This window comes from Salmonella sp. 741265050_HSA (assembly GCF_046569445.1).
Classification (GTDB): Bacteria; Pseudomonadota; Gammaproteobacteria; order Enterobacterales; family Enterobacteriaceae; genus Salmonella; species Salmonella enterica.
Genome location: NZ_JBKFSV010000001.1, coordinates 569,055 through 593,031 on the forward strand (window position 1 = coordinate 569,055; position 23,977 = coordinate 593,031).

Genomic DNA, 23,977 nt, shown 5'->3' on the forward strand with positions numbered 1-23,977 from the left:
TGAGCGATTATTGTCCAGTTTTCTCTGGGCCTGGCGCGCAACTCCAAGCACATGACCCAGTCTTTTATTATCAACAATTGCGACGGGGTCCACCTCCGACAACCGGTCGAAGGTGGAATAGGGGAGCAGAACGCCATTCAGCCGCAGTTCCTTATGCCCGTCAGGATAATGCCAGACTTCGATATATTTACCGATGGCCCGGCGACTGTGCTCGCTGTCCTCAATCTGTGGATTCAGATTTCACAAACAGCAGGTGCATCAGGCGACTGGTGGCATAGTCAACATAGACCAAAGCAGTACAGGGTCGACCCCAGCTTTCAAACCAGTGGTGGTCGCAGCCATCAATTTGTATCAGCTCGCCAGTACAAGGCCGCCTGTAACGAGGCTGATGAATTTTCGGCGCGCGTTATCTGCGAGGGATCCAGATTCCGGCTTTTATCATGAGGCGTCGGATAGTTTCCTTGCCAAGAACCAGACCGTGAACTTCCTCCAGATTTTCCAGCGCCAGCGTGGGGCCAAAATCACGGTAGTGCTCCCGGATTATACAGAGTGCCTGATCTATCAGTGAAGTTGGCAACAGATGGTTACCAACGCGGCCACGACTCTGGTTATTCATGCCCAGTGGCCCGGACTGACGATAACGTTTCAGCAGACGGCTGCAATGGCGCGGCGTGATACCGAGCATTTCGGCTGCCTGACCAGGACGCAGGTTGCGGTCGATGACATCCTGAAGGATTTTGAGGCGGTTGATTTCTTTCACGGTGAACATCCCGGTGTCATGTATAGCCACAGAAAACTCCTCATCAGGAAAAGTGAGTTGTTGACTAGGCATACAGGTCTGAGAACTATAGCCTGGACATTCCTAATGAGCCACAAATAGACATTATCATTGAGCCCCTACAATTATAGTGCGCATAATGTATATTATGTTAAATTCACCAGAACATTTAAAAGACATGTTAAAGCGGCTGGATTCGTGTATGTCAAAAAACTTCTGGCCCATAAGTTTGATCCCTTCCCTGCCGTGACGCTGCGCGAATTCTGTTGATTTGCACCCGCTTATCCTGCACACGATTTCACGCAGCACACGCCACGCAGGCATAAAAAAACCGGCCACTGTGACCGGTTCGTCGCGCAGGTTTTTGGCTCAGTGGGTTTTACCCTGGTCCGCTGCTTTTTCTGACTGATGTTCTGCAGCTCTGACAACGGCTATAAACGCTTTGATACCCGGATCCACATCCGGCGACAACATGCGCATTGTTGATTTGGCATTCCTGCCGAACCTCGTCAAAAATCGCAGGATAACCGAACGTGACTTTAATCAGTGTGCGCAGCATCCCTTTGGCCACTTCCATTTCACCCGCCAGAATTAATTCGTGTATCTCCTGGATAATCTGAACCCGCGGCCCGATGTCCTTTTCGATGTCATACGCGGCCATGTTTTTTACTCCTATAATCAGCACGATATTTTTCGACGGCACCCAGGTCGTTATGATACTGACAATACACTGGAAAATCTGACGGTCGAAGCAGCTACCGGGGAAAAACAGTGGCCAGTTAGCACAGCGTTTGCATGAACTGGTGGATAGTTCGGGGAATCAGCGGAAGACCCCCTATTCTCAACCATCTCCTCATAGGCTTTCCTGAACAATGTGATTGTTTGAGTAACTTTACGACAATTGCTTCAAAAACTATCAAATGCCAGACTTCCGCTACCAGACGGTATACACAGTATTACTATTTCTTTTTATATGCCCCATACAAAAGCGATACGGGTGTTTTTTCTAATATCTGGATTTCATTTTTATGTGCTTTATGTTCACTAAAAATATCTGCCAGACTTTTACCTCCAAAGGCCAGGCCAATTCCCGTTGCTGCTGCTGAAAGTAATGTCAATTGCGGCATGGCAAGTGAAGCTATACCTAACGTGGCTGTTCCTGCAAAAATTAATCCAGATGAGATCTTTTTTTTCTTTGAATTCTTAATGGCTGATTCATGCGACTTTCCATACTCTTCGACCACATTGATTAAATGTTTTGAAAAATTATTTGCCGCATCTTGCATTTGATCTGGTGTTTTTCCTTGCAAGTCATGCCTTGAGATTCTTAGTTCATGCCTTAAGGATTCCAGTTGACCTCTTTCTCTAATCTTTTTTAATTCCAGATCGGAAAGCGCAGTAAGGAATTTTACTTCCGCGGCTGAAAGGCCCATTGTAATCGCTTGCTCTTCAGAAGAAAGAGGATTTAATTTACCATAATCCTTGACTAACTGCTCCGTAGTCCATTCATGTAAAAACATATGGTTACTATAAATAACCGGATCAATGCCTAATAGTGTTGCCGATAATTGAGTTGATCGTTGTGCATAAATTGCACCTTCAACCTTACCCAGTAAGGTTGCTATAGCTGACGGCAGATCGTAATCCAGAAGATCTACCTCTCTTGTTGTAAAACTCTTTAAATCTGTATCGTAAACCCAGACTTCTTTTTCGATGTTATTGAAATTATTAAGCAATGTTTTTAATAATTCTTTATTTGTTAGGATCTTCTGGAATGTTTCTTCATTTCTCCCAAAGTGCTCAAGAAACGCTAAATAAGTAGCGTAATCCATTTTTCTATCTTTAAAAAAGAGCTGGCTTAGAAAAGCGGCAGATTGTTCATGATTGCGTTCTTTATCAAAATCCAGTAATTCAGGAACGATTAGAAAAATTGGATAATCATCATCAATAGTCATAAATGGGATGGCGCGAAATAGATTGGAAACATGTTCAAGTAATACCAACCTGCGCATGCGGACATAACTATTATCTGGTGGCAATGACAAAAATGAATGCAGAGAGCTAAGAGAAGGAAAATGTAATGGATCAACCATTATGATGCTATCAAAATAAATTCCAAGAGATCTAAGATGATTAGATATGTTATAACCAAAGCGTTGAATCGGAAGTAATAATCGATAACTTTTAGACGCCCGAACTTCTGTTATAAGCGCCGCGGCGTGAGTATCCCAAAATTTATTTAGCAACACAATTAGGTTTGTAAGTTGATTATCTAACTCGGGAGAGCTAATTAGCTCTTTCAGGATGAATCTACGTAATTCTTTTAGTTCTAAATTTCTGAATGCATATTTATATTTTTCAGAAAAAGCGTTTTCCATCAATAAAACATATTCATTCTGTATGCTTTTTGTAATACTACTCATCATCTATCTCCGAACCACCACGCAACGATTTCCCAGTGTAGTGGTTCTTATCATGTGTATATTGTTAGTCATGTTATCGTAGAAAATTCAGTGGTCAATAACTCATTGAGGTAGCTACTAAAATTTGCAGTTACCAGGATTTAGGATGATTTTAAAAATGTTTATAAATTCAGGCTGCGCCGCAGTGATTGCACTGATTTCTACGTAACATGATAATCAATGGCTTTGATACCCTTTAAACGAACAAATATGAGCTTAACATGGCGACAATAAAGGATGTTGCATCCATGGCCGGTGTATCAACCGCGACTGTATCACGTGTCATTAACCAGACCGCGTGGGTTGAACCCGTCACGCGCGAACGTGTAGAGAAAGCCATGCGCGATCTCAATTATCGCCGAAATGCCGCCGCTATCGCGCTGGCGAAACGTAGCGGCGATATGCTCGGATTGTTAACCGGCAATCTGGCAGATCCTTTTTTTGCCCGCCTTGCTCGCGGCGTAGAAGATGTTTCTCGTAAGCAGCAGTATCGCTTGATGGTATGTAGCGGCGGCCACGACGAAGAAATGGAAAAAGCGGGACTGGATTTTCTGGTTAATCAAGGCTGTGAGGCTATTGTTGTACACGCCAGCCGATTACCGGATAAAGAGCTGCTGCGCTACGCAGCCCACTTTCCAGCGCTGGTTGTTGTTAATCGTTATATCGCCGGTATGGCCAACCGGTGTATCTGGCTGGAAAATCGCAGCGCCGCCAGGGAAGCGACCCGATATCTCCTGGCGAACGGGCATCGGCGCATTGCCTGTGTGACATCTGACTTGCCAATTATTGATCGTCAGGAACGCCTTGATGGTTACCGTGAGGCGCTGGAAGAATATGGTATTTCTCCAGACCCTCGCTGGGTGATTAGCGTTCCGTTTAACGAAGAAGGCGGCGAGCGGGCCGCGCATCAACTTATTAATAGCGGGCTTCCCCTTACGGCAGCGGTCACGTTTAACGATGTGATGGCCGCTGGCATTATGCGTATTCTTCATCAACGCGGCGTTCAGCTTCCGCAACAGCTCTCTATTGTCGGCTTTGATGATGTGGTGCTGGCCCGGTATCTTTATCCGGCGTTAACAACAATGCATTATCCGGTCGAACAAATGGCGCGTTGTGCCGCGCAACTGGCGATACAGTTATACCAGGGCATTACGCCGCCGCCCAGCAGCAATCATTTCAATGCCGAACTGGTGATCCGCGATTCTGTCGCGCCCTATTTTTCACGATGAATGCGTCGTCAACAGTAAAAACTGTGATGACTATCAAATTAACCCTTCTCATGTAATCGGTTACATGGACGAAAGTAATGGATCACAGTAGTGAGAAGCGTATCCCCCTACCCTTGAGCTACCTTACTGACCGGAGCTCCATTATGAGTGCATCACAAAACAAGAAGAAAACGCTGTCATTGGGTTTAGCGCTAATCCCAGTCATCTCCATGTTGTTATTGTTGATTATCGGTTACGGCATCATGGGGCTACGTATCGAACCGCTCCTTCTGTGCTCTGCGGCGGTAGCGGCAGGCATTGCATGGTGGCAAGGATACTGTTGGGAAGACATCATCAACTCAGTGGTGGATAAGCTGGCTAAAGCAATGCCGGTTATCATGATCCTCATCTGCGTGGGTGGTTTGATTGGCACCTGGATGTTTAGTGGCACCATTCCCTACATGGTGTACTGGGGGCTAAAACTCATAAGCCCGGAATATATTTTGATTGCAGCCTTCTTTTTAACCAGCGTGGTCTCCGTCTGTACCGGTACATCGTGGGGATCCGCCGGGACGGTTGGCGTTGCGTTAATGGGGGTTGCCGCCGGGCTGGACGTGTCTCTTGCAGCAGCAGCTGGCGCCGTCGTTTCTGGCGCTTATTTCGGCGACAAAATCTCACCGTTGTCCGACTCGACTAACTTTGCCGCGATTGTCGCAGACACTACTCTGTTTGAGCATATTCAGCATTTACTTTGGACGACCCTGCCAAGTTTCCTGCTTGCCGCCGTGGTTTATCTTATCGCCGGACACAGTAATATGCTGGGCGAGGTGGCCACGCCGCAGCGCGTTACGGACATCATCCACTCGCTGGAGTCGCTATACCATTTTAATATTGTTCTTATTTTGCCGCCGGTGATCGTACTGTGGGGCGCAATTCGCAAGAAGCCTGTCATCCCATTAATGTTAAGCGCCTGCGTACTTGCCTTGTTCCTCGGCGTCATCATGCAGGGACTGAGCATCAAACAGGGACTGGACGCTTTCATTGATGGATTTGATATCGCCATGTTCCCACAAGGCGCAGAAGGTGTCGTGGCCGATGTTCCGCGACTGCTAAACCGGGGCGGAATGTTCTCGATGATGGGAACAATACTGTTAGTTTTCTGCGCTTTTTCATTTGCCGGAGCGCTAACGTTAACCGGCGCGTTAACGATCATCATTAACCGACTGCTGACCATTATTCATAGCGTTGGTCAACTCATTGCCGCCACTATCGGCACCACAATTTTGGTCACAGGAGCGACCAGCGACGGTAAACTGGCATTGTTAGTTCCCGCCGAACTGTTTAAAGATGCCTATCGTCGTATGGGGCTGGATACTAAAAACCTTTCACGGACGATAGAAGATGCCGGTACCGTTATCGAACCTCTCCTGCCGTGGACCTCGGCTGGCGTCTACATGGCAACCACGCTGGGCGTTAGCACGCTTGATCTTCTGCCCTGGGCTATCCAATGCTATGCGGCAATCTTCTTCGCATTAATTTATGGTTTTAGCGGAATTGGTATTGCCAGAACTGCCTCCGCCTCAGAAAAGTCGCCGCAATCGTCAGTGACGGAATAATAAGGAAACAAGATGGATTTTAACCAGATTATCAATCGCAACAATACTGGTTCGGTAAAGTGGGATTTTATTGAGCGTCACTTTGGCGATGGCGCAGGGAAACTGCTGCCGATGTGGGTTTCTGATTTCGATTTTGCCTGCCCGCCTGAGGTTCAGGCGGCATTGCATCAGCGAATCGAGCACGGCGTATTTGGCTATAGTGAACGTGATGAGGCCTATTTTAACGCCCTGCTTCACTGGTTTTCGTCACGCCACCAGCTCACGTTAAAACAGGAATGGGTATGCAGCGTGGAAGGCGTCGTACCAGGGTTGGCGCTCTTAGTGCAAATGTTGACGCATCCAGGCGACGGCGTAGTGGTACAGGGACCATACTATGGCTCCTTCGCCAAAATAATCACGCTTAATGGTAGAAAACTGCTGGAGAATCCCCTTAGCGAGTCGCCGGACGACGGCTACCAGATGGATTTTTGCCAACTGGAAAGGCTGTTTCGCCATGAGCGCCCTCCGCTGATGATTTTGTGTAATCCACATAATCCAACCGGGCGTTGCTGGTCGGCCAACGAGCTGGAGCAACTGCTTTTATTATGTGAAGCTTATGATGTCACTCTCATCTCGGATGAAATATGGGCCGATCTATTGCTGCCCGGCGAAACCTTTACCTCGGTACTGCATTTAGGGGAGCGCTGGCATAAACGGGTCATCTCCGCCACTGCGGCCAGCAAAACGTTTGGCTTATCGTCGTTGCGAATTTCTAATTTTCTCATTCCCGATCCTACGCTTCGCCAGCGTTTCCTGTCTCGTCTGGACGCTCATGGGCTGGATGTCTTTAACGCCCTCTCCGTTCAGGCGGCGACTACCGCATGGAATGAAAGCAGACAGTGGCTGGATTCGCTACTGGATTACCTGGCGGAAAACCGCCGCTGGTTTGTTGAACAGGCGACAGAGCACCTTCCCTGGGCAAGAATTGTCCCGGCGCAGGGAACCTATTTATTATGGATGGATTGTAAAAAACTGGGACTGGATGACGAACAGCTAAAATGGGTAATGGCGGATGTCGCGGGTATTGCTCCTTCAATGGGCAGCGGCTTTGGCCCGGCGGGCAGCGGATTTATCCGTTTAAATCTGGGATGTCCACGTACCTACCTTGAAATGGCAATAGACGGCCTGAAGCGAATATCGGTGAAGACAATCAAAGGAATACCAACAGGCGGATGAATTTTTCGGGCGGTAAACTGACAACGGTGTTATTTCTGCGACATGATATCGCCTGAGCGCCAGTAAAAAAACCGGCCATCAAGGCCGGTTGGGTCCGGAGCGCGGTTTTACTATCAGGGGCGTCTGAATAATACGATGCTGCGCCCGGCCAGATCGAAATCCATTTCTTCGGTAATCCGCATTCCCTGCTGCGCGTTATCGGCAGTCGTCAGTTCAAGTACCCAGCCGCCTTCTCCCCACATCGGAATACGGAACGGTACGCTGCCTTCAAACGGATTGAAAAGCAGTAAGGCGTCATGCCAGATCCCCGCTTCCGGCTGGAGATCGGGACGACTAATGCATACGCCTATGGTCGATCCCTCATCCCATTGTTCGGATTGCTGCGCCCCTCCGCCGGCGTTAAACCAGCGGATCTCCAGACCGTCACGCCAGCTCTCCCGGCGCAGCAACGGTTGCGTGGCGCGCAGTTGAATCAGATGACGGGTAAACTCCCGTAGCGCATTGGCGGTTTCCGGCAAATTATCCCAGTGGACCCACGATATTTCACTGTCCTGACAGTAGCCATTATTATTGCCCATCTGACTGCGGCCAAACTCATCGCCCGCTAATAACATCGGCGTGCCGTGCGAGAAAAGCAAGGTGGTCAGGAAATTGCGTTTCTGTTGCTCGCGTATCGCATTGATGCCTTCGTCGTCGGTTGGTCCTTCTGCGCCATAGTTACAGGAGCGGTTATCATTATGCCCGTCATTATTATCTTCGCCATTGGCTTCATTATGTTTGTCGTTATAAGACACCAGATCGTTCAGCGTGAAGCCGTCATGGGCAGTAATAAAGTTAACGCTTGACCAGGGGCGACGGCCGCGCAAATCATAGAGATCGCCGGAACCCAGCAGGCGTGCGGCGAAATCATTTGTGACGTTGTCACCTTTCCAGTATTCGCGTACCGTATCGCGGTATTTATCATTCCATTCGCCCCACCCTGGTGGAAAGCCGCCAACCTGATAGCCGCCCGGTCCGATATCCCAGGGTTCGCCAATCAGTTTCAGTTTTGCCAGCACCGGGTCTTGCGTTACCGCATCAAAAAAGCCGCCTCTCTGATCAAAGCCTTCCGGCTCACGACCAAGAATGGTGCCCAAATCAAAACGAAAGCCGTCGACATGCATTGACTCCGCCCAATAGCGAAGGGAATCCATCACCATTTGCAGTACCCGTGGATGAGAGGTATTGACGGTATTACCTGTCCCTGTATCGTTAATGTAATAGCGATGCTGATCGGGCATGGTGCGATAGTAAGAGAAGTTATCGATACCTTTAAATGACAGCGTGGGGCCAAGTTCATTCCCTTCTGCCGTATGGTTATAGACCACGTCCAGTATCACTTCGACGCCGGCATCATGGAAAGCGCGCACCATATCGCGGAATCCCTGAATACCTTTTGGACCATAGTAGCGCGTCGCCGGCGCAAAAAAGCCCAGCGAGTTGTATCCCCAGAAATTTTTCAGTCCTTTATCGAGCAGATGCTGATCGTCCGGGAACCAGTGAACGGGTAAAAGCTCGACGGAGGTAATACCCAGACTTTTAATGTAATCCACGCTGGCTTTATGCCCCATGCCCTCAAACGTACCGCGTAGAGGCTCAGGGATCGCGGAATTAAGCTGGGTAAAGCCTTTTACATGCGTTTCATAAATAATGGCGTTCGACCACGGTATGGAAGGCCGTTGTCTATCCTCCCAATTCGCCTCAGCCGGATCAATCACCCGGCATTTAGGCGTAAATGGCGCGCTATCCTGGTCATCAAAGGTCAAATCTTTATCGTCATGAAGTAATTGATACGCGAAATGCGCATCGTTCCACTGAATATCGCCCACCAGCTCACGGGCATAAGGGTCAATAAGCAGCTTGTTGGGGTTAAAACGATGACCATTTTCCGGGTCATAAGGACCGTAAACGCGGTACCCATACAGCGCGCCGGGCTGCAACTTCGGGACATAGCCGTGCCATATTTCGTCGGTATATTCCGGTAACTCCAGACGAGCGATTTCATGCTCCCCGCTCGGATCGTACAGACAAAGCTCGACGCGTTCCGCATGGGCGGAAAAAATAGCGAAATTCACACCTTCGCCGTCATAATTTGCGCCAAGCGTATGGTTGTATCCTGATCTGATTTCAAAAGCCCTGTTTGTTGTCATTCTCTTTCTCCACCCACGGTAAACGTTGTCCTGTCACGGCACATCAACACATAAACTCAGTCGCTCATTAAAACCAGTACGCCGCCCTGATGTGAGGCCAACGACAGGTGTTCACCAGCCATTAACCTCTCCTGGGTAAGCACATTGCGATAACGATGCTGATTAAGCTGTCCGGGTATAATAATGTCGGTTCCTGCCCAGAAACCGCTATGCGATTGTGACAATAAGCCGTCACATTCGGCGAACACCAGTCGGGGCGCAACAACAATCAGCGCATCATCATGATTGACTCTGGCGTAAGCGATGACCTTGTCGGCACGCTGACCAACAGCCCGCAGCGGTATATAGTCGCCAAAACGGAAGAGCTCATGATTCTGCTGACGCAAACGCAGTAATGCAGCGGTGACATACTGATTCACCTGCCCGTTCAGCCAACTCTCTTCGCGCGAGAAAACTCCCGGCGTTAGCTGGTCTAACTGCTGCGCCAGCGTGGCGAAATCCGGTTCGCGGCGGTTGTCGGGATCGACAAGGCTAAAATTCAACGCCTCGCTCCCCTGATAGATATCAGGTACTCCCGGCGCGGTTAATTTGATAACGGTCTGCGTCAGGCTGTTAACCAGCCCTGCGCGGATGAAGGGTTGCAAGGAACGATAAAAATCCTGCAAAAATGTCTGATTATCCGGCGCCAGTAAATAACGGGCGTAATCAAGCATTGCCGTTTCGTAAGCCTCATTACTGTCCACCCAATCGGTACGTAGCTTCGCTTCGCGTAGCGCTTTCTCCACAAAGGCTTCAAAGCGTGTTTTCAGCGCGTTTAAACCTGTTTCGTCCTGTGGTTGTAGCATCGGGGGCCAGACACCGGTCAGCGCCTGATATAACATCCACGTATCCGCCGATTTTGGCGCAGTGCCATCATTCAAAAATTTGACATGGGTCTGGTTCATCTGCCGCCAGCGGGCAAGGCATTCGCTCCACTGTTCCGGCGCTTCGGTAAGCGTATACAGGCGTGCTCGCGCATCCTCGCCTCGCTTGGTATCGTGGGTCGACGTACCGGATAACGCATCAGGCTGTCGCGACTGTCGGGTTTTCATCTCATGGTGAAAGCGTTCAATGGAGAAGTGATGCGTGACGGGCTCGGCGCCGACTTCATTTAACGCCAGTCCCATGTTTTGACGAAAGAAAAGCGTATCCTCTACCGATTTCGCCATCAGCGGACCGGTGAGTTGTTGGAACCGAACGCGAAACTGTGTCGCCTCCTCCTGGCTGGAGGTGGGAACATCGCCGGTAAGAAGACGGCTCAGAAATGTAAGCGCTTCTGGCTGCGGAGGGTTTTCAAGCGTCTTTACCCGTTCCACAATACGATGTAACAGGCAAATATCGGTCGGCGGTAGCCCTTCTGCCGTGCCGTAAGTGCGATATACGGGAAAGGCAATTAATAACTCGCGTAACGCCTGCCGAACGACGCTCTCTTCCTGTGCGATCTGTAGCTCGCTGGCAATCGACAGCGCAAGCGCGAGCAGCCGGGTAAATTCCCCCTCGAAATTGCGATCGACCATCAGCAATTTAGCTGCCCGTAATTCCGCCCGCATATCCACTGGCGCGCCTTTAACGGTCTCGTAAGCCTGGCGCAAATTGTCTATCTGCGCATCGTCAACCAGCACCTCCGCCAGCGAGGCGATGAATTCATAGCCTGTGGTGCCGGAAACCGGCCAGTCATCAGGAAGTTGCTCGCCTTTAGCGAGAATTTTTTCCACGGTGATATAGCACGCCGGCCCCACTTCCTGACGTAAACGCGCAAGATAGGCTTTCGGATCGGCAAGGCCGTCGATATGATCGATACGTAAACCGTCAACCGCCCCCGTTCTGACCAGCTCCAGAATCAGCCGATGTGTATCGTCGAAGACGGTTTTATCTTCCACCCGCATTCCTACCAGCCCTGTGACCTCAAAGAAACGCCGATATGAAAGCGAGCGAGCGGCATCGCGCCAGGACATTAATTTCCACGGCTGGCGCTCATGCAAATCAGCAATAGCGGCTTTATCGGTAAGCGCCAGTATTTCGGCCTCGCGCCCCTGCCACGTCGCCGGCGCAAGCGGATAATAGTTATCATAATAGGCGAACGTGGGTTTACCCGTAGCGGGATCGGGCTTGATCGCAATTTCTCCGTTTTCCAGCACGGCGTCAAACGTGTCGCCTAAAAAAGGCAGCGTCAGTCGGCGCGACCAGTCAATATCGAAATGGCGCGCGTAACGGCTCTCCTTGCCATATTCAAGCACGTCGCGCCACCAGGCGTTTTCCAGCGAGCTGGCCATGTGATTAGGCACAATATCGATGATCAATCCCAGACCTTGTGCTTTAAGTTCAACCACCAGTCTTTCAAATCCTTCGCGCCCGCCAATAGAAGGCTCAATCTCATTCGCATCGGTGACATCATAACCATGCGTTGACGCTTTGGTGGCGGTAAAGATGGGTGAGGCATAAAGATGGCTGATACCCAGATTTTTAAGGTAAGGCACCAGCGCCGCAGCGCGATCGAAGGTCATGCCATTGCGAAACTGAAGACGATACGTTGAAGTTGGGATCATGATGCAGACTCTCCCTGGGCTAAGCGGACAATAAGAGAATGTTGGGAAAGCGACCCGGTGGATTCATTCGGCCAGGCGAAGAGAGTCTTACCCGGTAAATCGGGCAGCAATACCGTCGTGGCGCTAATATTCAGCGCCAGTGACAGTGTTCCTCCCGGAAAACGCCAGCTAACGGCAATAAACCCGGGCGCGGTTTGCAATACCGTTCCTGAGCTCTCACGGGCAGCGGACAACAGCGGCACGATATGCTTCTGGCGCAAAAGCAGTAGTTCGCGGGTAAACGCCAGCCACGCTTTACCCTCTTCACTGTGCTGTTGCTTCCAGTTAAGTTTTGAGCGTTGAAAGGTCTCTGGCGCATTCGGGTCCGGAACATTTTCCCCTGCATGATCGGCAAACTCTTTTGCGCGACCTTCACGAACGGCGCGGGCTAAATCCCCATGGAAATCGGTAAAAAAAAGAAAAGGACGGCTTTCGCCATACTCTTCGCCCATAAAAAGCAGCGGAATATGCGGTGAAAGCAGCAACGTGGCGAGCAATACTTTTGTTCGTTCAGCACCCGCCAGGGTTATCAGTCTGTCGCCCTGGGCGCGGTTACCGATCTGATCGTGATTCTGAATAAAATCCACAAAAGCGACCGGGGGTTGTCCGGTACTTTTTACGCCGCGAGGTTCGCCGGTTTGTGGTGAAATTTCTCCCTGATAAGCGAATCCTTCGGCCAGCGCTCTTGCGAGGTGTTTTTCCGGGGCATCAGCAAAATCGTTGTAGTAGGCCTGGGTCTCTCCGGTCGCAAAAACGTGGACGGCATTATGAAAATCGTCATTCCATTCGGCGGTAAACAGCGGCGCATTGCCATCCTGATCTCGGGGATGCAGAGAAATAATATTGCGGCTATCTTCGGTGGTCAGATGAATGGGTCTGTCGGTAATGTCTTCCCGAATACGTTGTGCGATTTCAACCAGCACATGCCTGGCGCTACTGTCCTCAATCTGATCGATAGCGTCAAAGCGTAAGCCGTCGAGATGGTATTCTGTCAGCCAGTATAACGGCGCCTCGATGATATAGCGCCGCACGGCGTCGACATCATAGGCGATACCATTTCCCCACGGCGTCATGCGCTCTTTGTGGAAAAACGCCGGCGCCAATAGCGGTAAATAATTTCCCTCCGGGCCGAAATGGTTCAGCACAATATCCAGGACGACGGAAAGACCATACCCATGCGCGGCGTCAATAAACGCTTTGAAATCATCCGGCGTCCCATAGGCTGAATGCGGCGCGTAAAGCAGTACGCCGTCATAGCCCCAGCCGCGTTCGCCGCCAAATTGCGCAACGGGCATCACTTCAATAACGGTAACGCCGAGTTCAGCGAGATAAGGCAGCTTCGCTATTGCGGCGCGGAAGGTGCCTTCCGGAGTGAACGTGCCTGTATGCATCTCGTACACCACGGCCTGCTCCCAACGGCTACCTTTCCACCCGGTGTTGCGCCACGCGTAGCTGCCTGGATCAATCACATATGACGGACCGTTGACGTCAGTTTTTTGGGCGCGGGAAGCCGGATCGGGGACCACCATGCCATCGCTGAGTACAAAATTATACTCCGTACCTGGCGTCACCCCGGAGACGTCCAGCGTAAACCAGCCGTCACCGCTCGCCTGCATTTCCTGGTCTTTACCCGCAAGCCTGAGCATAACCTTTTGCTGACCGGTGGCCCAAAGACGAAAGCGGACAACATCAGCGGCGATATATTCAGCCCCCCAGCTTTTGCAAAAAATTTTTGAACTCATTTGTCGCTCCGTTTAACCCATAACCTCTACAACATCCGAAGAACAAGCATAGACTATGGGGCTAATCTTTACGTGACGCTGTCACTTAACAGGCGTTCTTTTTCGTATCTGCGTGTAAAAGCGTGGAATTATTGTCGGGATTGCTCAGATGTACCGAAGTGCGCGGTATCGCCTCGCCCGTGTTCGCCAGCGCCCTGAACACGCTGTAGCTGGATAACTTCTCCCTGCTCCCAGGCGTTAGCCCCCTTGATAACGGGATGTTCAGGCAGATCCTGCCGCTCGCGTTTAATGGCCTGGGTATCAATTCCCAGACGGCGATCCCGATCGGCCAGCAGCGCGGGGTCAAGCTGCCCGTCGCCAGTAAAGCCCATCATCAGCGCAGGGATACCCATTGGCAGGGTTTTATCCCGGTCGGTATGCCAGGTGTGCCAGGTCTTGCCATAAGTATTAACAATCTTACTCATCAACGCCTTATCAGCGACCTGCGGTAAGCCAGGCGCCACCAGGCTACCGGATTTCACCTCGTACTGGTGGCTGTGCCACAGTTTTTTCTCCTCGGGAGGAAGCGTTTTAAATAAACGTTCGCTGATAATGTACTCCACCCCCATCAGGCGCGCGTTTTTCGTATTGCCGTCGTAAATCACCGCCTGCATGACATCTTCGTTCAGGACGGTAACGTAATGGTGCGCTTCCATCTGTCCGTTTTTATCACCGCTATAAAAATGGAACCCGTCAAGGTAGGTACTGATGGCATCGACAGGTGGTCTGGATTGAATAGCCGCCGCGCCTGTTTCCAGGGTACGTAATTTGGCAGATGTTTTTTCCCCGGGAATAGGCGTTTGCGGCGGCGTATTATTGGCGCCACATCCGGCCAGAAAAGGAATGATAAAGAGTGCCAGCGGTAAAATTTTCATTAGGTCTCCATATAGTGAAAGGGCTCTAATGAAAATAGTGCAATACCACGTGATTGGTAGAAGAAATGGAAGATGTTATTTGTGACGGTGTCACAAATAGTAAAACCCGACACACAGGCCGGGTTTTGATATCAGTTTACTCTTATTTTGAGAGTTCTTTCTTGATTTCGTCTTTTATTTTGCTTAATTCACTCTGCGGGTTTTTCTTACAAAGCTCAACGGCTAGCGGCACTGCTGTCGTCTCAGTTTCCTGGAAATCAACGTAGTCCCCGCCTTTAAAATCTTCATCTTCATTCAGCACCCAGAAAGCGACTGGCGCCATCGTCTGCGGATTGAGGTCAACAAACTCCTGGCAGCTCATACCTTTAGGCGTAACGTTTGTTTTAGTAGTATCTGTTGCCGCATTCACGCTAACACTGGTTACCAGCGCTGCCACGATAATACCTGCTGTAGCAAGGGAGAATTTATTCATTGTTGTTGCTCCAATAATTATATAAATAACCTCTACATCTGCGCGTTAACCCGTTAATGTAGAACGCAGAAAATAATACCCCTCCTCTCTCAGGAATAAAGATCACCCTCCGTGATATGGCTATTATTGATATTTACGTTGACTGATTTTGATGTTTGATGAATAAAGCAACATGGCGAGCAGATTTTAGGGCGAAAAAGTAGACCACGACAATAGCAAATGACGAGGTATGCGCTACGTTGAGCTGATGAAAGAGAACTTCGCTCTGACATGCTGTCGCAATCGCGCCAGCCAGACACAAACGGTGGGCAGAACAAACATCGTAAACAGATTGCCTGTCAGCATTCCGGAGGCAACCACCAGCCCTGGCCAAAACGGCTTGCGGCGTCTACGCCGCTGGCGAACCCTATCAGGGCTAAACCAACCACTATTGCCCCGGTAGTCATCAGCACCGGGCGCAATCGGATCTACAATACAATTTCATAGCATTTACAGATAGTCGGACAATTTCAGGTTTCCGTAATCATAAAAAACACCTTTCGTACACAAACTGTATACTTCCAGTAGATTTATTGTTATTTAGCACTATAACTGCAAGCAGTTGAATCCAAAGGGTAATAATTCAGGTATTATTAGGAGGGAAATTTATATAATTAAGATAAATAAATGCTTATCGGTGAAGTGAGCGACGTTTAAGTTTTGTTGCAACCACGGCTTTATACTTTTTACGAGTGCTATTTTTTTGGCTAATTAAAAAGGTAAAGTTAATGAAACTATCCGTAACATTGGCGTTTTTCGGTTACATGATGGTATCCAGTATGGCACAAGCTAGCGATATCAATATGTGGCGTGAACCCAAACCTGTTGTGAAAGAAGGTAAATATTACAGCTTAATCATGGATCGTGGCGAGTTGCAGAAAGCAGTAAAAAGCAGCAATAACAACTATCTCTTTTCCGAAAAAGGTGCAGGAGTGAAACCGCTGGTATTGATCGGCTCTCCGGTAGAGATTAGCGAATTTATGTTGCAAAATAAAACTCGCAGCATTGAAAACCACATTAAAGGTCTACCTGACATTTATATGGGAGTGACAAAATATAAACCCAAACAACGTTTTACCGGCTTATTTCCGCTACAGGATATATTGACTCAAACTGTTGATCAGGTATCGAAATTTGTGCCCGGTACCGATATCACCGATGCGGTGGGTATCCCCTCCGACCTAAAAGCATTACAGCAAGCCATTTTGGCTATGAAGCCAAAAGATAAAACCAGCAACAATATACTGTACGTCAAATTTAGCTACTTACCGGAAGATGGGATGGTGAAAGTAGGAAGCAAAACAGTTTCTTTTGGTCGTATTCTGGAGAAAATGCAGCAGAGTAATCGTACCCAGCGTAGATAAGCAGGAAGTTGGCAGTATTTCCAGCATTCTGGAATGCTAACTTAAGCTACAAAAGCTGTCTGGAGGTAATAGGTGGGAATAAGTTATAAAACAATAGCTTAATTGCAATTTATATATTTAAAGAGGCAAATGATTATGACTGGAATATTTGCAGAACAAACTGTAGAGGTAGTTAAAAGCGCGATCGAAACCGCAGATGGGGCATTAGATTTTTATAACAAATACCTCGACCAGGTCATCCCCTGGAAGACTTTTGATGAAACCATAAAAGAGTTAAGCCGTTTTAAACAGGAGTACTCGCAGGAAGCTTCTGTTTTAGTTGGTGATATTAAAGTTTTGCTTATGGACAGCCAGGACAAGTATTTTGAAGCGACACAAACTGTTTATGAATGGTGTGGTGTCGTGACGCAATTACTCTCAGCGTATATTTTACTATTTGATGAATATAATGAGAAAAAAGCATCAGCGCAGAAAGACATTCTCATCAGGATATTAGATGATGGCGTCAATAAACTGAATGAAGCGCAAAAATCTCTCCTGGGAAGTTCACAAAGTTTCAACAACGCTTCAGGAAAACTGCTGGCATTAGATAGCCAGTTAACTAATGATTTCTCGGAAAAAAGTAGTTATTTCCAGTCACAGGTGGATAGAATTCGTAAGGAAGCTTATGCCGGTGCTGCAGCAGGCATAGTCGCCGGTCCGTTTGGATTAATTATTTCCTATTCTATTGCTGCGGGCGTGATTGAAGGGAAATTGATTCCAGAATTGAATGACAGGCTAAAAGCAGTGCAAAATTTCTTTACTAGCTTATCAGCCACAGTGAAACAAGCGAATAAAGATATCGATGCGGCAAAATTGAAATTAGCCACTGAAATAGCAGCAATTGGGGAGATAAAAACGGAAACCGAAACAACCAGATTCTACGTTGATTATGATGATTTAATGCTTTCTTTACTAAAAGGAGCTGCAAAGAAAATGATTAACACCTGTAATGAATACCAACAAAGGCACGGTAAGAAGACGCTTCTCGAGGTTCCTGACGTCTGATACATTTTCATTCGCTCTGTTTACTTTTAACGCCCGATAGCGTGAAGAAAATGAGAGACGGAGAAAAAGCGATATTCAACAGCCCGATAAACAAGAGTCGTTACCGGGCTGGCGAGGTTATCAGGCGTTAAGCTGGTAGTCGAGGGTGATTTCCGCATTCAGAACCTGCGATACCGGGCACCCGGCTTTTGCTTTCTGGATGATTTGATCGAAAGTTGAAGCATCAATATCTGCTACCGCAACTTTGCTTTGTAGCGCAATTTTGGTAATGGCGAAGCCCGCATCCACCTTATCAAGCGATACGTCAGCGGTTGTGTCAATGGATGTCGGCGTAAATCCAGCCTCTCCCAGCATGAGTGATAGCGCCATGGAGAAACAGGCCGCATGTGCGGCGCCAATTAACTCTTCCGGGTTGGTTCCCTGCGCGCCTTCGAACCGGGTATTGAATCCATACGGTTGTTGATTAAGCACGCCGCTTTCTGTTGATACAGTGCCTTTACCTCGTTTGATATCGCCTTCCCAGTGTGCCTGACCTTTCTTATGGATTGTCATTTTTGCTCTCCTGTTGGCTCAAAAAATAAAGTATAGACCATGCTGCTAATCTGCGTTGTCCATGCCGATGGAGGTAGCATGTTGTCGATTACCCGCACTTCAGATATAGAAAATAGTTGTATGCTTTTTCAGTGATGAATATTAAACCAACAGGCCTCCCTTTCTTTAAAGAATATATCCTTCTTTTTATCCTTACTTTTTCTTCCGGAGGCGTATTCCATTATGTATATTTTCATTCAAATCAAGATTTGTCTCATCTCGTTGTAATAAAGGATAAAAATCGCAATAAGTAGCCTTTTGAATGTATATTAATTGACCACTACTAGTATGAGGATATGTAATTGGCAAACGTAATATATTTTCTTCTGGGGTAAGCAATTAGAGCTCCGCCTTGCGTTAAAATAACTCCAGGACTAATCTTAACCACAGCCGCAAAATTATTTGCCATGCTGAATACGAATTAATTTTCTGCGAGCCGTACTAAATAAATACATGTTCACGGAGGCATTATATGTTTACTTATCACTCAGCAAATACCTCAGCAGCACAACCGGCCCTGGTCAACGCGATTGAGCAAGGATTACGCGCGGAGTTAGGCGTTGTCACTGAAGATGATATTTTAATGGAGCTGACCAAATGGGTTGAGGCTTCCGACAATGACATCCTCAGTGACATCTACCAGCAGACCATCAACTATGTGGTAAGCGGGCAGCACCCGACTCTGTAAAACCTGCTATGCTGTATCGGCAACCTTAGGGGTTACGTTTCTTTCGCGTAAGCGAATTTGTCCTTAAAACTAGCAACAGGATTGAGGAGTTAACATGAAATCGAACCGTCAGGCTCGTCATATACTTGGACTGGATTACAGAATTTCCAACCAGCGTAAGGTTGTTACTGAAGGCGACACCAGCAGCGTGGTGAATAACCCAACCGGCAGAAAGCGCCGCGCCGATAGCCAAAAGTAATCGTACAGTCCTGAAATGACGTTAAACACCATTGCATCTGCAATGGTGTTTTTGTTTATAGGAATGACCTTAACGTCTCACAATGCTTTATACTCAGGGTCGGTTCCCTGGTGGAAGGCAATATATGATGATAAACGACGGTGCCAGGGACAGTTATTCGAAAAAGAGTGAGTAACATGGAAACTACAACCAAGAAAGCACGTTCCCTTTATATCCCTTACGCTGGCCCTGTATTGCTGGAATTCCCCCTGTTAAACAAAGGCAGCGCTTTTAGCGTAGAAGAGCGCCGCAACTTCAATTTGTCAGGGCTGCTGCCGGAGGTCGTCGAGTCGATTGAAGAACAGGCCGAACGCGCCTGGCTCCAGTATCAGGGGTTTAAAACAGAAATCGATAAGCATATTTACCTGCGTAACATCCAGGATACCAACGAAACGCTCTTTTATCGACTGGTGCAAAACCATCTTGAAGAGATGATGCCGGTTATCTATACCCCGACCGTGGGCGCGGCCTGTGAGCGCTTCTCTGAGATTTATCGCCGGGCGCGCGGCGTATTTATCTCTTATCCGAACCGTCACAATATGGACGACATTTTGCAGAATGTGCCTAACCACAACATTAAAGTTATTGTGGTGACGGATGGCGAGCGGATTCTGGGGCTTGGCGATCAGGGCATCGGCGGGATGGGGATCCCTATCGGTAAGCTGTCATTATACACCGCCTGCGGCGGCATTAGTCCGGCCTATACCCTTCCCGTTGTGCTGGATGTCGGCACCAACAATCAACAGTTACTCAACGATCCGCTTTACATGGGCTGGCGTCATCCGCGCATTACCGACGATGAGTATTATGCGTTTGTCGATGAGTTTATTCAGGCCGTTAAGCAGCGCTGGCCAGATATCCTGCTACAGTTTGAAGATTTCGCGCAGAAAAACGCAATGCCACTGTTGACGCGCTATCGTGATGAGATTTGCTCCTTTAACGATGATATTCAGGGCACCGCAGCCGTGACCGTCGGTACGTTGATCGCCGCCAGCCGCGCTGCCGGCAGTCAGCTTAGCGAGCAGAAAATCGTTTTCCTCGGCGCGGGTTCCGCCGGATGTGGGATTGCTGAACAAATCATCGCGCAGACTCAGCGTGAAGGTTTAAGCGAAGATGCCGCCCGACAGAACGTTTTTATGGTCGATCGCTTCGGCCTGTTGACGGACCGGATGCCTAATTTATTGCCGTTCCAGGCAAAACTGGTGCAGAAATGCGACAATCTCCAGCACTGGGATACCGAAAATGACGTGCTGTCGCTGCTGGATGTGGTGCGTAACGTGAAGCCGGATATTCTGATCGGGGTTTCCGGCCAGACTGGGCTCTTTACTGAAGAGATCATCCGCGAGATGCATAAGCATTGCCCTCGCCCGATCGTCATGCCGCTCTCTAATCCCACCTCTCGCGTGGAGGCCACGCCACAGGACATTATCGCCTGGACGGAAGGCAACGCGCTGGTGGCAACTGGCAGTCCATTCTCGCCGGTCATCTGGAAAGATAAGGTTTATCCGATCGCACAATGTAATAACGCCTATATTTTCCCCGGCATCGGTCTGGGGGTTATCGCTTCCGGCGCATCGCGCATTACTGATGAAATGCTGATGTCAGCCAGTGAGACGCTGGCGAAACATTCTCCGCTGGTGAATAACGGCGAAGGATTAGTGTTGCCAGCGCTTAAAGACATCCAGGTCGTGTCGCGCGCTATCGCTTTTGCCGTAGGCAAAATGGCGCAGCAACAAGGTGTAGCGGTGAAAACCTCTGCGGAAGCGCTGCAACAGGCGATTGACGATAACTTCTGGAAACCGGAATACCGCGACTACCGTCGGACTTCCATTTAATACGTACCCGGCGGTGAATGCCGCCGGATATCACTTTCTTCTTTAGTTTTGGCGAGTCTGTCGACACACCTGAATTCCTTTCCCTGCTTATTTGTCAAGCTACTAATATTAGCTACCTTTATGTATTGAACGGGGATTTATCAGGATAATCCTGGCTAAACTATTACATTGTATTTCTGCCGCCTTGCATAACTCATCAGAAATATTAATCCTAAAGAGGTAATAGCACCTTACCTGCTATTACCTGCTATGCAGTTCACTATTAATAAAAGGAGAAGGTTATGAAAGCTGCTGTTGTCACACAAGATCATCAGGTTGATGTTACTGAGAAAACGCTGCGTCCCCTTCGCCACGGTGAAGCTTTGCTAAAAATGGAGTGCTGCGGCGTATGCCATACCGATCTACACGTGAAAAACGGAGATTTCGGTGACAAAACCGGCGTCATTCTGGGACACGAAGGCATTGGCGTCGTGGCGGAAGTCGGTCCCGGTGTCACCTCGCTGAAACCCGGCGATCGCGCGAGTGTCGCGTGGTTTTATGAAGGATGCGGACACTGTGAGTATTGCAATACGGGCAATGAAACCTTATGCCGCAACGTGAAAAATGCCGGTTACACGGTAGATGGCGGCATGGCCGAAGAGTGTATTGTCGTCGCGGATTATGCGGTGAAAGTACCGGAAGGTCTGGACTCTGCGGCGGCAAGTAGTATTACCTGCGCGGGCGTTACCACGTATAAAGCGGTGAAGATTTCTCATATTAAACCTGGCCAGTGGATTGCCATCTACGGTCTGGGCGGTCTGGGTAATCTGGCCTTGCAGTACGCGAAAAACGTTTTCAATGCGAAAGTGATCGCCATTGATGTCAATGATGGACAACTGAAACTGGCCGAGGAAATGGGCGCAGATCTGACCATTAATTCACGTACGGAAGATGCGGCTAAAATTGTGCAGGAAAAAACCGGTGGCGCGCACGCAGCGGTGGTTACCGCGGTCGCTAAGGCGGCGTTTAATTCCGCAGTAGATGCCGTTCGCGCCGGAGGCCGCGTGGTGGCAGTCGGGCTGCCGCCAGAAGCCATGAACCTTGATATCCCTCGCCTGGTGCTGGATGGCATTCAGGTTGTCGGTTCGTTGGTGGGGACACGCCAGGATCTGACCGAAGCCTTCCAGTTCGCGGCGGAAGGAAAAGTCGTGCCAAAAGTCGCTTTACGTCCGCTTGAAGATATCAATGTTATTTTTAAAGAGATGGAACAAGGGCAAATTCGTGGCCGTATGGTCATCGATTTCCGTCGTTAAACGATTTGCTGTGGTCGTCTGAGTATACAGACAGCAGATGAAAACAAGGCGCTACGAGGATAGCGCCTTGTTTATCAGATCGCGAAAGAATTACTGAATACCTTTTTCGCTCTCCTTTTTTGCTTCCGCCTTCTCGATTTCACGATACCAGCGTGGGTGATGTTTCTTCGCCCAGCGACGGCTGACCTTCCCTTCGATCATGCCTTTAATCGAGCCTTTCACCCAAAACGCCATATACATATGGATGAGGATCGCGTGCATTAAAATAATGCCCGCCGCCGCATGAATTAACAGGCTATAACGCACCACCTGCATGGGGAAATACTGCGCGAAATACGGACGCCAGATAATCACGCCAGTCACCAGCAGCACAAAAATCATGCTCATAATGGACCAGAACATCATCTTCTGTCCGGCATTGTATTTGCCGACATCCGCCACCTTATGCTCATTGCCTTTCAATACTTCGACAATATTTTTCAGCCACGGAATGTCTTTTTTATCCGGGATGTTGTGGTGGACGAAACGCACGAACATAAACATCAGCGCGATGAAGATGGCAATACCGAAGAACGGGTGCAAAATACGTCCCATCTGCGGCGTGCCGAAAGTTTGCGTCAACCATTGTAGCGTCGGGAAGAAAAACGAAATCCCCGACAGCGCTACCAGGAAGAAGCAGATCACCACCGTCCAGTGACAGGCGCGGTCGACAAATTTCGTGCGCACAATCATTTTCGACTTACTCATGATGATCCTCCTCATCGTCGTCCGTTTCTTTATTCGGGCCAATACCGATGTAGTGGTAAATCAGACCGGCGAAAGTGGCGATAAAGCCCGCTGCGGCCAGCGGTTTTAGCGCCCCTTTCCACAGATTGATTGAGGTATCGATCTGCGGATCTTTCGGCAAGCCGTGGTACAACTCCGGCTGATTGGCATGGTGCAGCACATACATGACGTGCGTACCGCCAACGCCCTGCGGGTTGTAGATACCGGCATGTTCAAAGCCGCGCGCTTTTAACTTCTCCACGCGTTGCTCACCCAGTTCCAGCATCTCTTTTTTGGTGCCGAAATGAATAGCCCCGGTCGGGCAAGTTTTGACGCAGGCCGGTTCCTGGCCCACGCTGACGCGATCGACGCAAAGCGTACATTTATAAACGCGGTTGTCCTCTTTGTTGAGGCGCGGAATATTAAACGGACACCCGGCGATACAGTAACCACAGCCGATACAGTGTTCAGATTGAAAATCAACAATCCCGTTCGCGTACTGGATGATAGCCCCGGCAGATGGACAGGCTTTAAGACAGCCTGGATCTTCACAGTGCATACAACCATCTTTACGAATCAGCCACTCCAGCTTGCCGTTCTGCTCGGTTTCGGTAAAGCGCATCACCGTCCAGGACTTGGCGCTGAGATCGGCAGGGTTATCGTACACCCCGACACAATGGCCAACGTTATCGCGAATATCGTTCCATTCAGAACAGGCTACCTGGCAGGCTTTACAGCCGACACAGGAGGAGACGTCGATCAGTTTCGCGACTTCGGCTTTGTAATCACGCGCCTGCGGAGGCGGCGTGATGGCGTTTGTTGCGGACCGTTTAATAATGTCCTGCGTTTCCATAGACAT

The 23,977-nt window shown here is 49.0% G+C and carries 19 protein-coding genes and 2 pseudogenes; 9 read left to right on the forward strand and 12 right to left on the reverse strand.

Annotated features, from left to right (window positions below; translation table 11 throughout):
* The 3 genes and pseudogenes from ACLD4F_RS02845 to ACLD4F_RS02855 form a co-directional block, all read right to left on the reverse strand.
* Positions 1-790 (reverse strand): annotated as a pseudogene (locus ACLD4F_RS02845) (helix-turn-helix domain-containing protein); the annotation flags it as partial.
* Between the two features lie 367 nt (positions 791-1,157).
* The gene (locus ACLD4F_RS02850; RefSeq protein ID WP_254870892.1) at positions 1,158-1,481 is read right to left on the reverse strand and encodes a hypothetical protein; all 324 of its coding nucleotides are present in this window, start codon (positions 1,479-1,481) and stop codon (positions 1,158-1,160) included.
* A 256-nt stretch (positions 1,482-1,737) separates the two neighbouring features.
* Positions 1,738-3,204, reverse strand: coding sequence for a hypothetical protein (locus ACLD4F_RS02855; RefSeq protein WP_000987828.1), 1,467 nt, complete (start codon positions 3,202-3,204; stop codon positions 1,738-1,740).
* Positions 3,205-3,461: 257 nt separating this feature from the next.
* On the opposite strand from ACLD4F_RS02855, the gene ACLD4F_RS02860 reads away from it, so the two are divergent.
* The 3 genes from ACLD4F_RS02860 to ACLD4F_RS02870 all read left to right on the forward strand — a co-directional run bounded on the left by ACLD4F_RS02860 (position 3,462) and on the right by ACLD4F_RS02870 (position 7,279).
* Positions 3,462-4,469 (forward strand): LacI family DNA-binding transcriptional regulator, encoded by a 1,008-nt coding sequence (locus tag ACLD4F_RS02860; protein WP_000201080.1) that lies wholly within the window; start codon positions 3,462-3,464, stop codon positions 4,467-4,469.
* 143 nt (positions 4,470-4,612) lie between these two features.
* Positions 4,613-6,064 (forward strand): Na+/H+ antiporter NhaC, encoded by a 1,452-nt coding sequence (nhaC, locus tag ACLD4F_RS02865; protein ID WP_001276631.1) that lies wholly within the window; start codon positions 4,613-4,615, stop codon positions 6,062-6,064.
* Positions 6,065-6,076: 12 nt separating this feature from the next.
* The gene (locus tag ACLD4F_RS02870; RefSeq protein WP_000347156.1) at positions 6,077-7,279 is read left to right on the forward strand and encodes a MalY/PatB family protein; all 1,203 of its coding nucleotides are present in this window, start codon (positions 6,077-6,079) and stop codon (positions 7,277-7,279) included.
* Between the two features lie 113 nt (positions 7,280-7,392).
* Here ACLD4F_RS02870 and glgX read toward each other — a convergent pair whose 3' ends face one another.
* The 6 genes and pseudogenes from glgX to ACLD4F_RS02900 form a co-directional block, all read right to left on the reverse strand.
* Positions 7,393-9,468, reverse strand: a complete 2,076-nt coding sequence (gene glgX, locus ACLD4F_RS02875) for a glycogen debranching protein GlgX (RefSeq protein ID WP_031605339.1) — start codon at positions 9,466-9,468, stop codon at positions 7,393-7,395.
* A gap of 56 nt (positions 9,469-9,524) precedes the next feature.
* The gene (gene treY, locus ACLD4F_RS02880; RefSeq protein ID WP_350387435.1) at positions 9,525-12,053 is read right to left on the reverse strand and encodes a malto-oligosyltrehalose synthase; all 2,529 of its coding nucleotides are present in this window, start codon (positions 12,051-12,053) and stop codon (positions 9,525-9,527) included.
* Positions 12,050-13,834 (reverse strand): malto-oligosyltrehalose trehalohydrolase, encoded by a 1,785-nt coding sequence (treZ, locus tag ACLD4F_RS02885; protein WP_350387437.1) that lies wholly within the window; start codon positions 13,832-13,834, stop codon positions 12,050-12,052. Before treZ ends, treY begins: the two co-directional genes overlap by 4 nt.
* A 128-nt stretch (positions 13,835-13,962) precedes the next feature.
* Positions 13,963-14,748: an OBAP family protein gene (locus ACLD4F_RS02890; protein WP_000698596.1), complete on the reverse strand. Its 786-nt coding sequence runs from the start codon at positions 14,746-14,748 to the stop codon at positions 13,963-13,965.
* A gap of 142 nt (positions 14,749-14,890) precedes the next feature.
* Positions 14,891-15,220 (reverse strand): acid-activated periplasmic chaperone HdeB, encoded by a 330-nt coding sequence (gene hdeB / locus ACLD4F_RS02895; RefSeq protein WP_001032161.1) that lies wholly within the window; start codon positions 15,218-15,220, stop codon positions 14,891-14,893.
* Positions 15,221-15,454: 234 nt separating this feature from the next.
* Positions 15,455-15,687, reverse strand: a pseudogene (locus ACLD4F_RS02900) (efflux RND transporter permease subunit); the annotation flags it as partial.
* Positions 15,688-15,987: 300 nt separating this feature from the next.
* On the opposite strand from ACLD4F_RS02900, the gene ACLD4F_RS02905 reads away from it, so the two are divergent.
* Entirely contained in the window at positions 15,988-16,623 is a 636-nt protein-coding gene (locus tag ACLD4F_RS02905) for a hypothetical protein (protein WP_000778347.1), read from the forward strand.
* Between the two features lie 135 nt (positions 16,624-16,758).
* Complete coding sequence (hlyE, locus tag ACLD4F_RS02910; RefSeq protein WP_115400742.1) at positions 16,759-17,670, forward strand: hemolysin HlyE; 912 nt, start codon at positions 16,759-16,761, stop codon at positions 17,668-17,670.
* Positions 17,671-17,790: 120 nt separating this feature from the next.
* Here hlyE and ACLD4F_RS02915 read toward each other — a convergent pair whose 3' ends face one another.
* A complete protein-coding gene (locus ACLD4F_RS02915) occupies positions 17,791-18,222 on the reverse strand; it encodes an OsmC family protein (protein WP_023218048.1) in 432 nt (143 codons plus the stop codon).
* Between the two features lie 511 nt (positions 18,223-18,733).
* Between ACLD4F_RS02915 and bdm the strand changes: the two genes are divergently transcribed.
* From bdm to adhP, 4 genes are all read left to right on the forward strand, one after another.
* Positions 18,734-18,949, forward strand: a complete 216-nt coding sequence (gene bdm, locus ACLD4F_RS02920) for a biofilm-dependent modulation protein (protein WP_000495700.1) — start codon at positions 18,734-18,736, stop codon at positions 18,947-18,949.
* Between the two features lie 94 nt (positions 18,950-19,043).
* Positions 19,044-19,187 carry a stationary-phase-induced ribosome-associated protein gene (sra, locus tag ACLD4F_RS02925; RefSeq protein ID WP_000841559.1) on the forward strand — a complete coding sequence of 48 codons (144 nt, stop codon included), beginning with the start codon at positions 19,044-19,046 and terminating at the stop codon, positions 19,185-19,187.
* Positions 19,188-19,363: 176 nt separating this feature from the next.
* Positions 19,364-21,061 (forward strand): NAD-dependent malic enzyme, encoded by a 1,698-nt coding sequence (locus tag ACLD4F_RS02930; protein ID WP_000450511.1) that lies wholly within the window; start codon positions 19,364-19,366, stop codon positions 21,059-21,061.
* Positions 21,062-21,342: 281 nt separating this feature from the next.
* Positions 21,343-22,353, forward strand: coding sequence for an alcohol dehydrogenase AdhP (adhP, locus tag ACLD4F_RS02935; protein ID WP_000642447.1), 1,011 nt, complete (start codon positions 21,343-21,345; stop codon positions 22,351-22,353).
* Positions 22,354-22,443: 90 nt separating this feature from the next.
* On the opposite strand, the gene fdnI is transcribed toward adhP, so the two are convergent.
* A complete protein-coding gene (gene fdnI / locus ACLD4F_RS02940; RefSeq protein WP_000045658.1) occupies positions 22,444-23,100 on the reverse strand; it encodes a formate dehydrogenase-N subunit gamma in 657 nt (218 codons plus the stop codon).
* Positions 23,093-23,977: a formate dehydrogenase subunit beta gene (fdxH, locus tag ACLD4F_RS02945; protein ID WP_000061599.1), complete on the reverse strand. Its 885-nt coding sequence runs from the start codon at positions 23,975-23,977 to the stop codon at positions 23,093-23,095. The genes fdnI and fdxH overlap by 8 nt, the downstream gene beginning before the upstream one ends.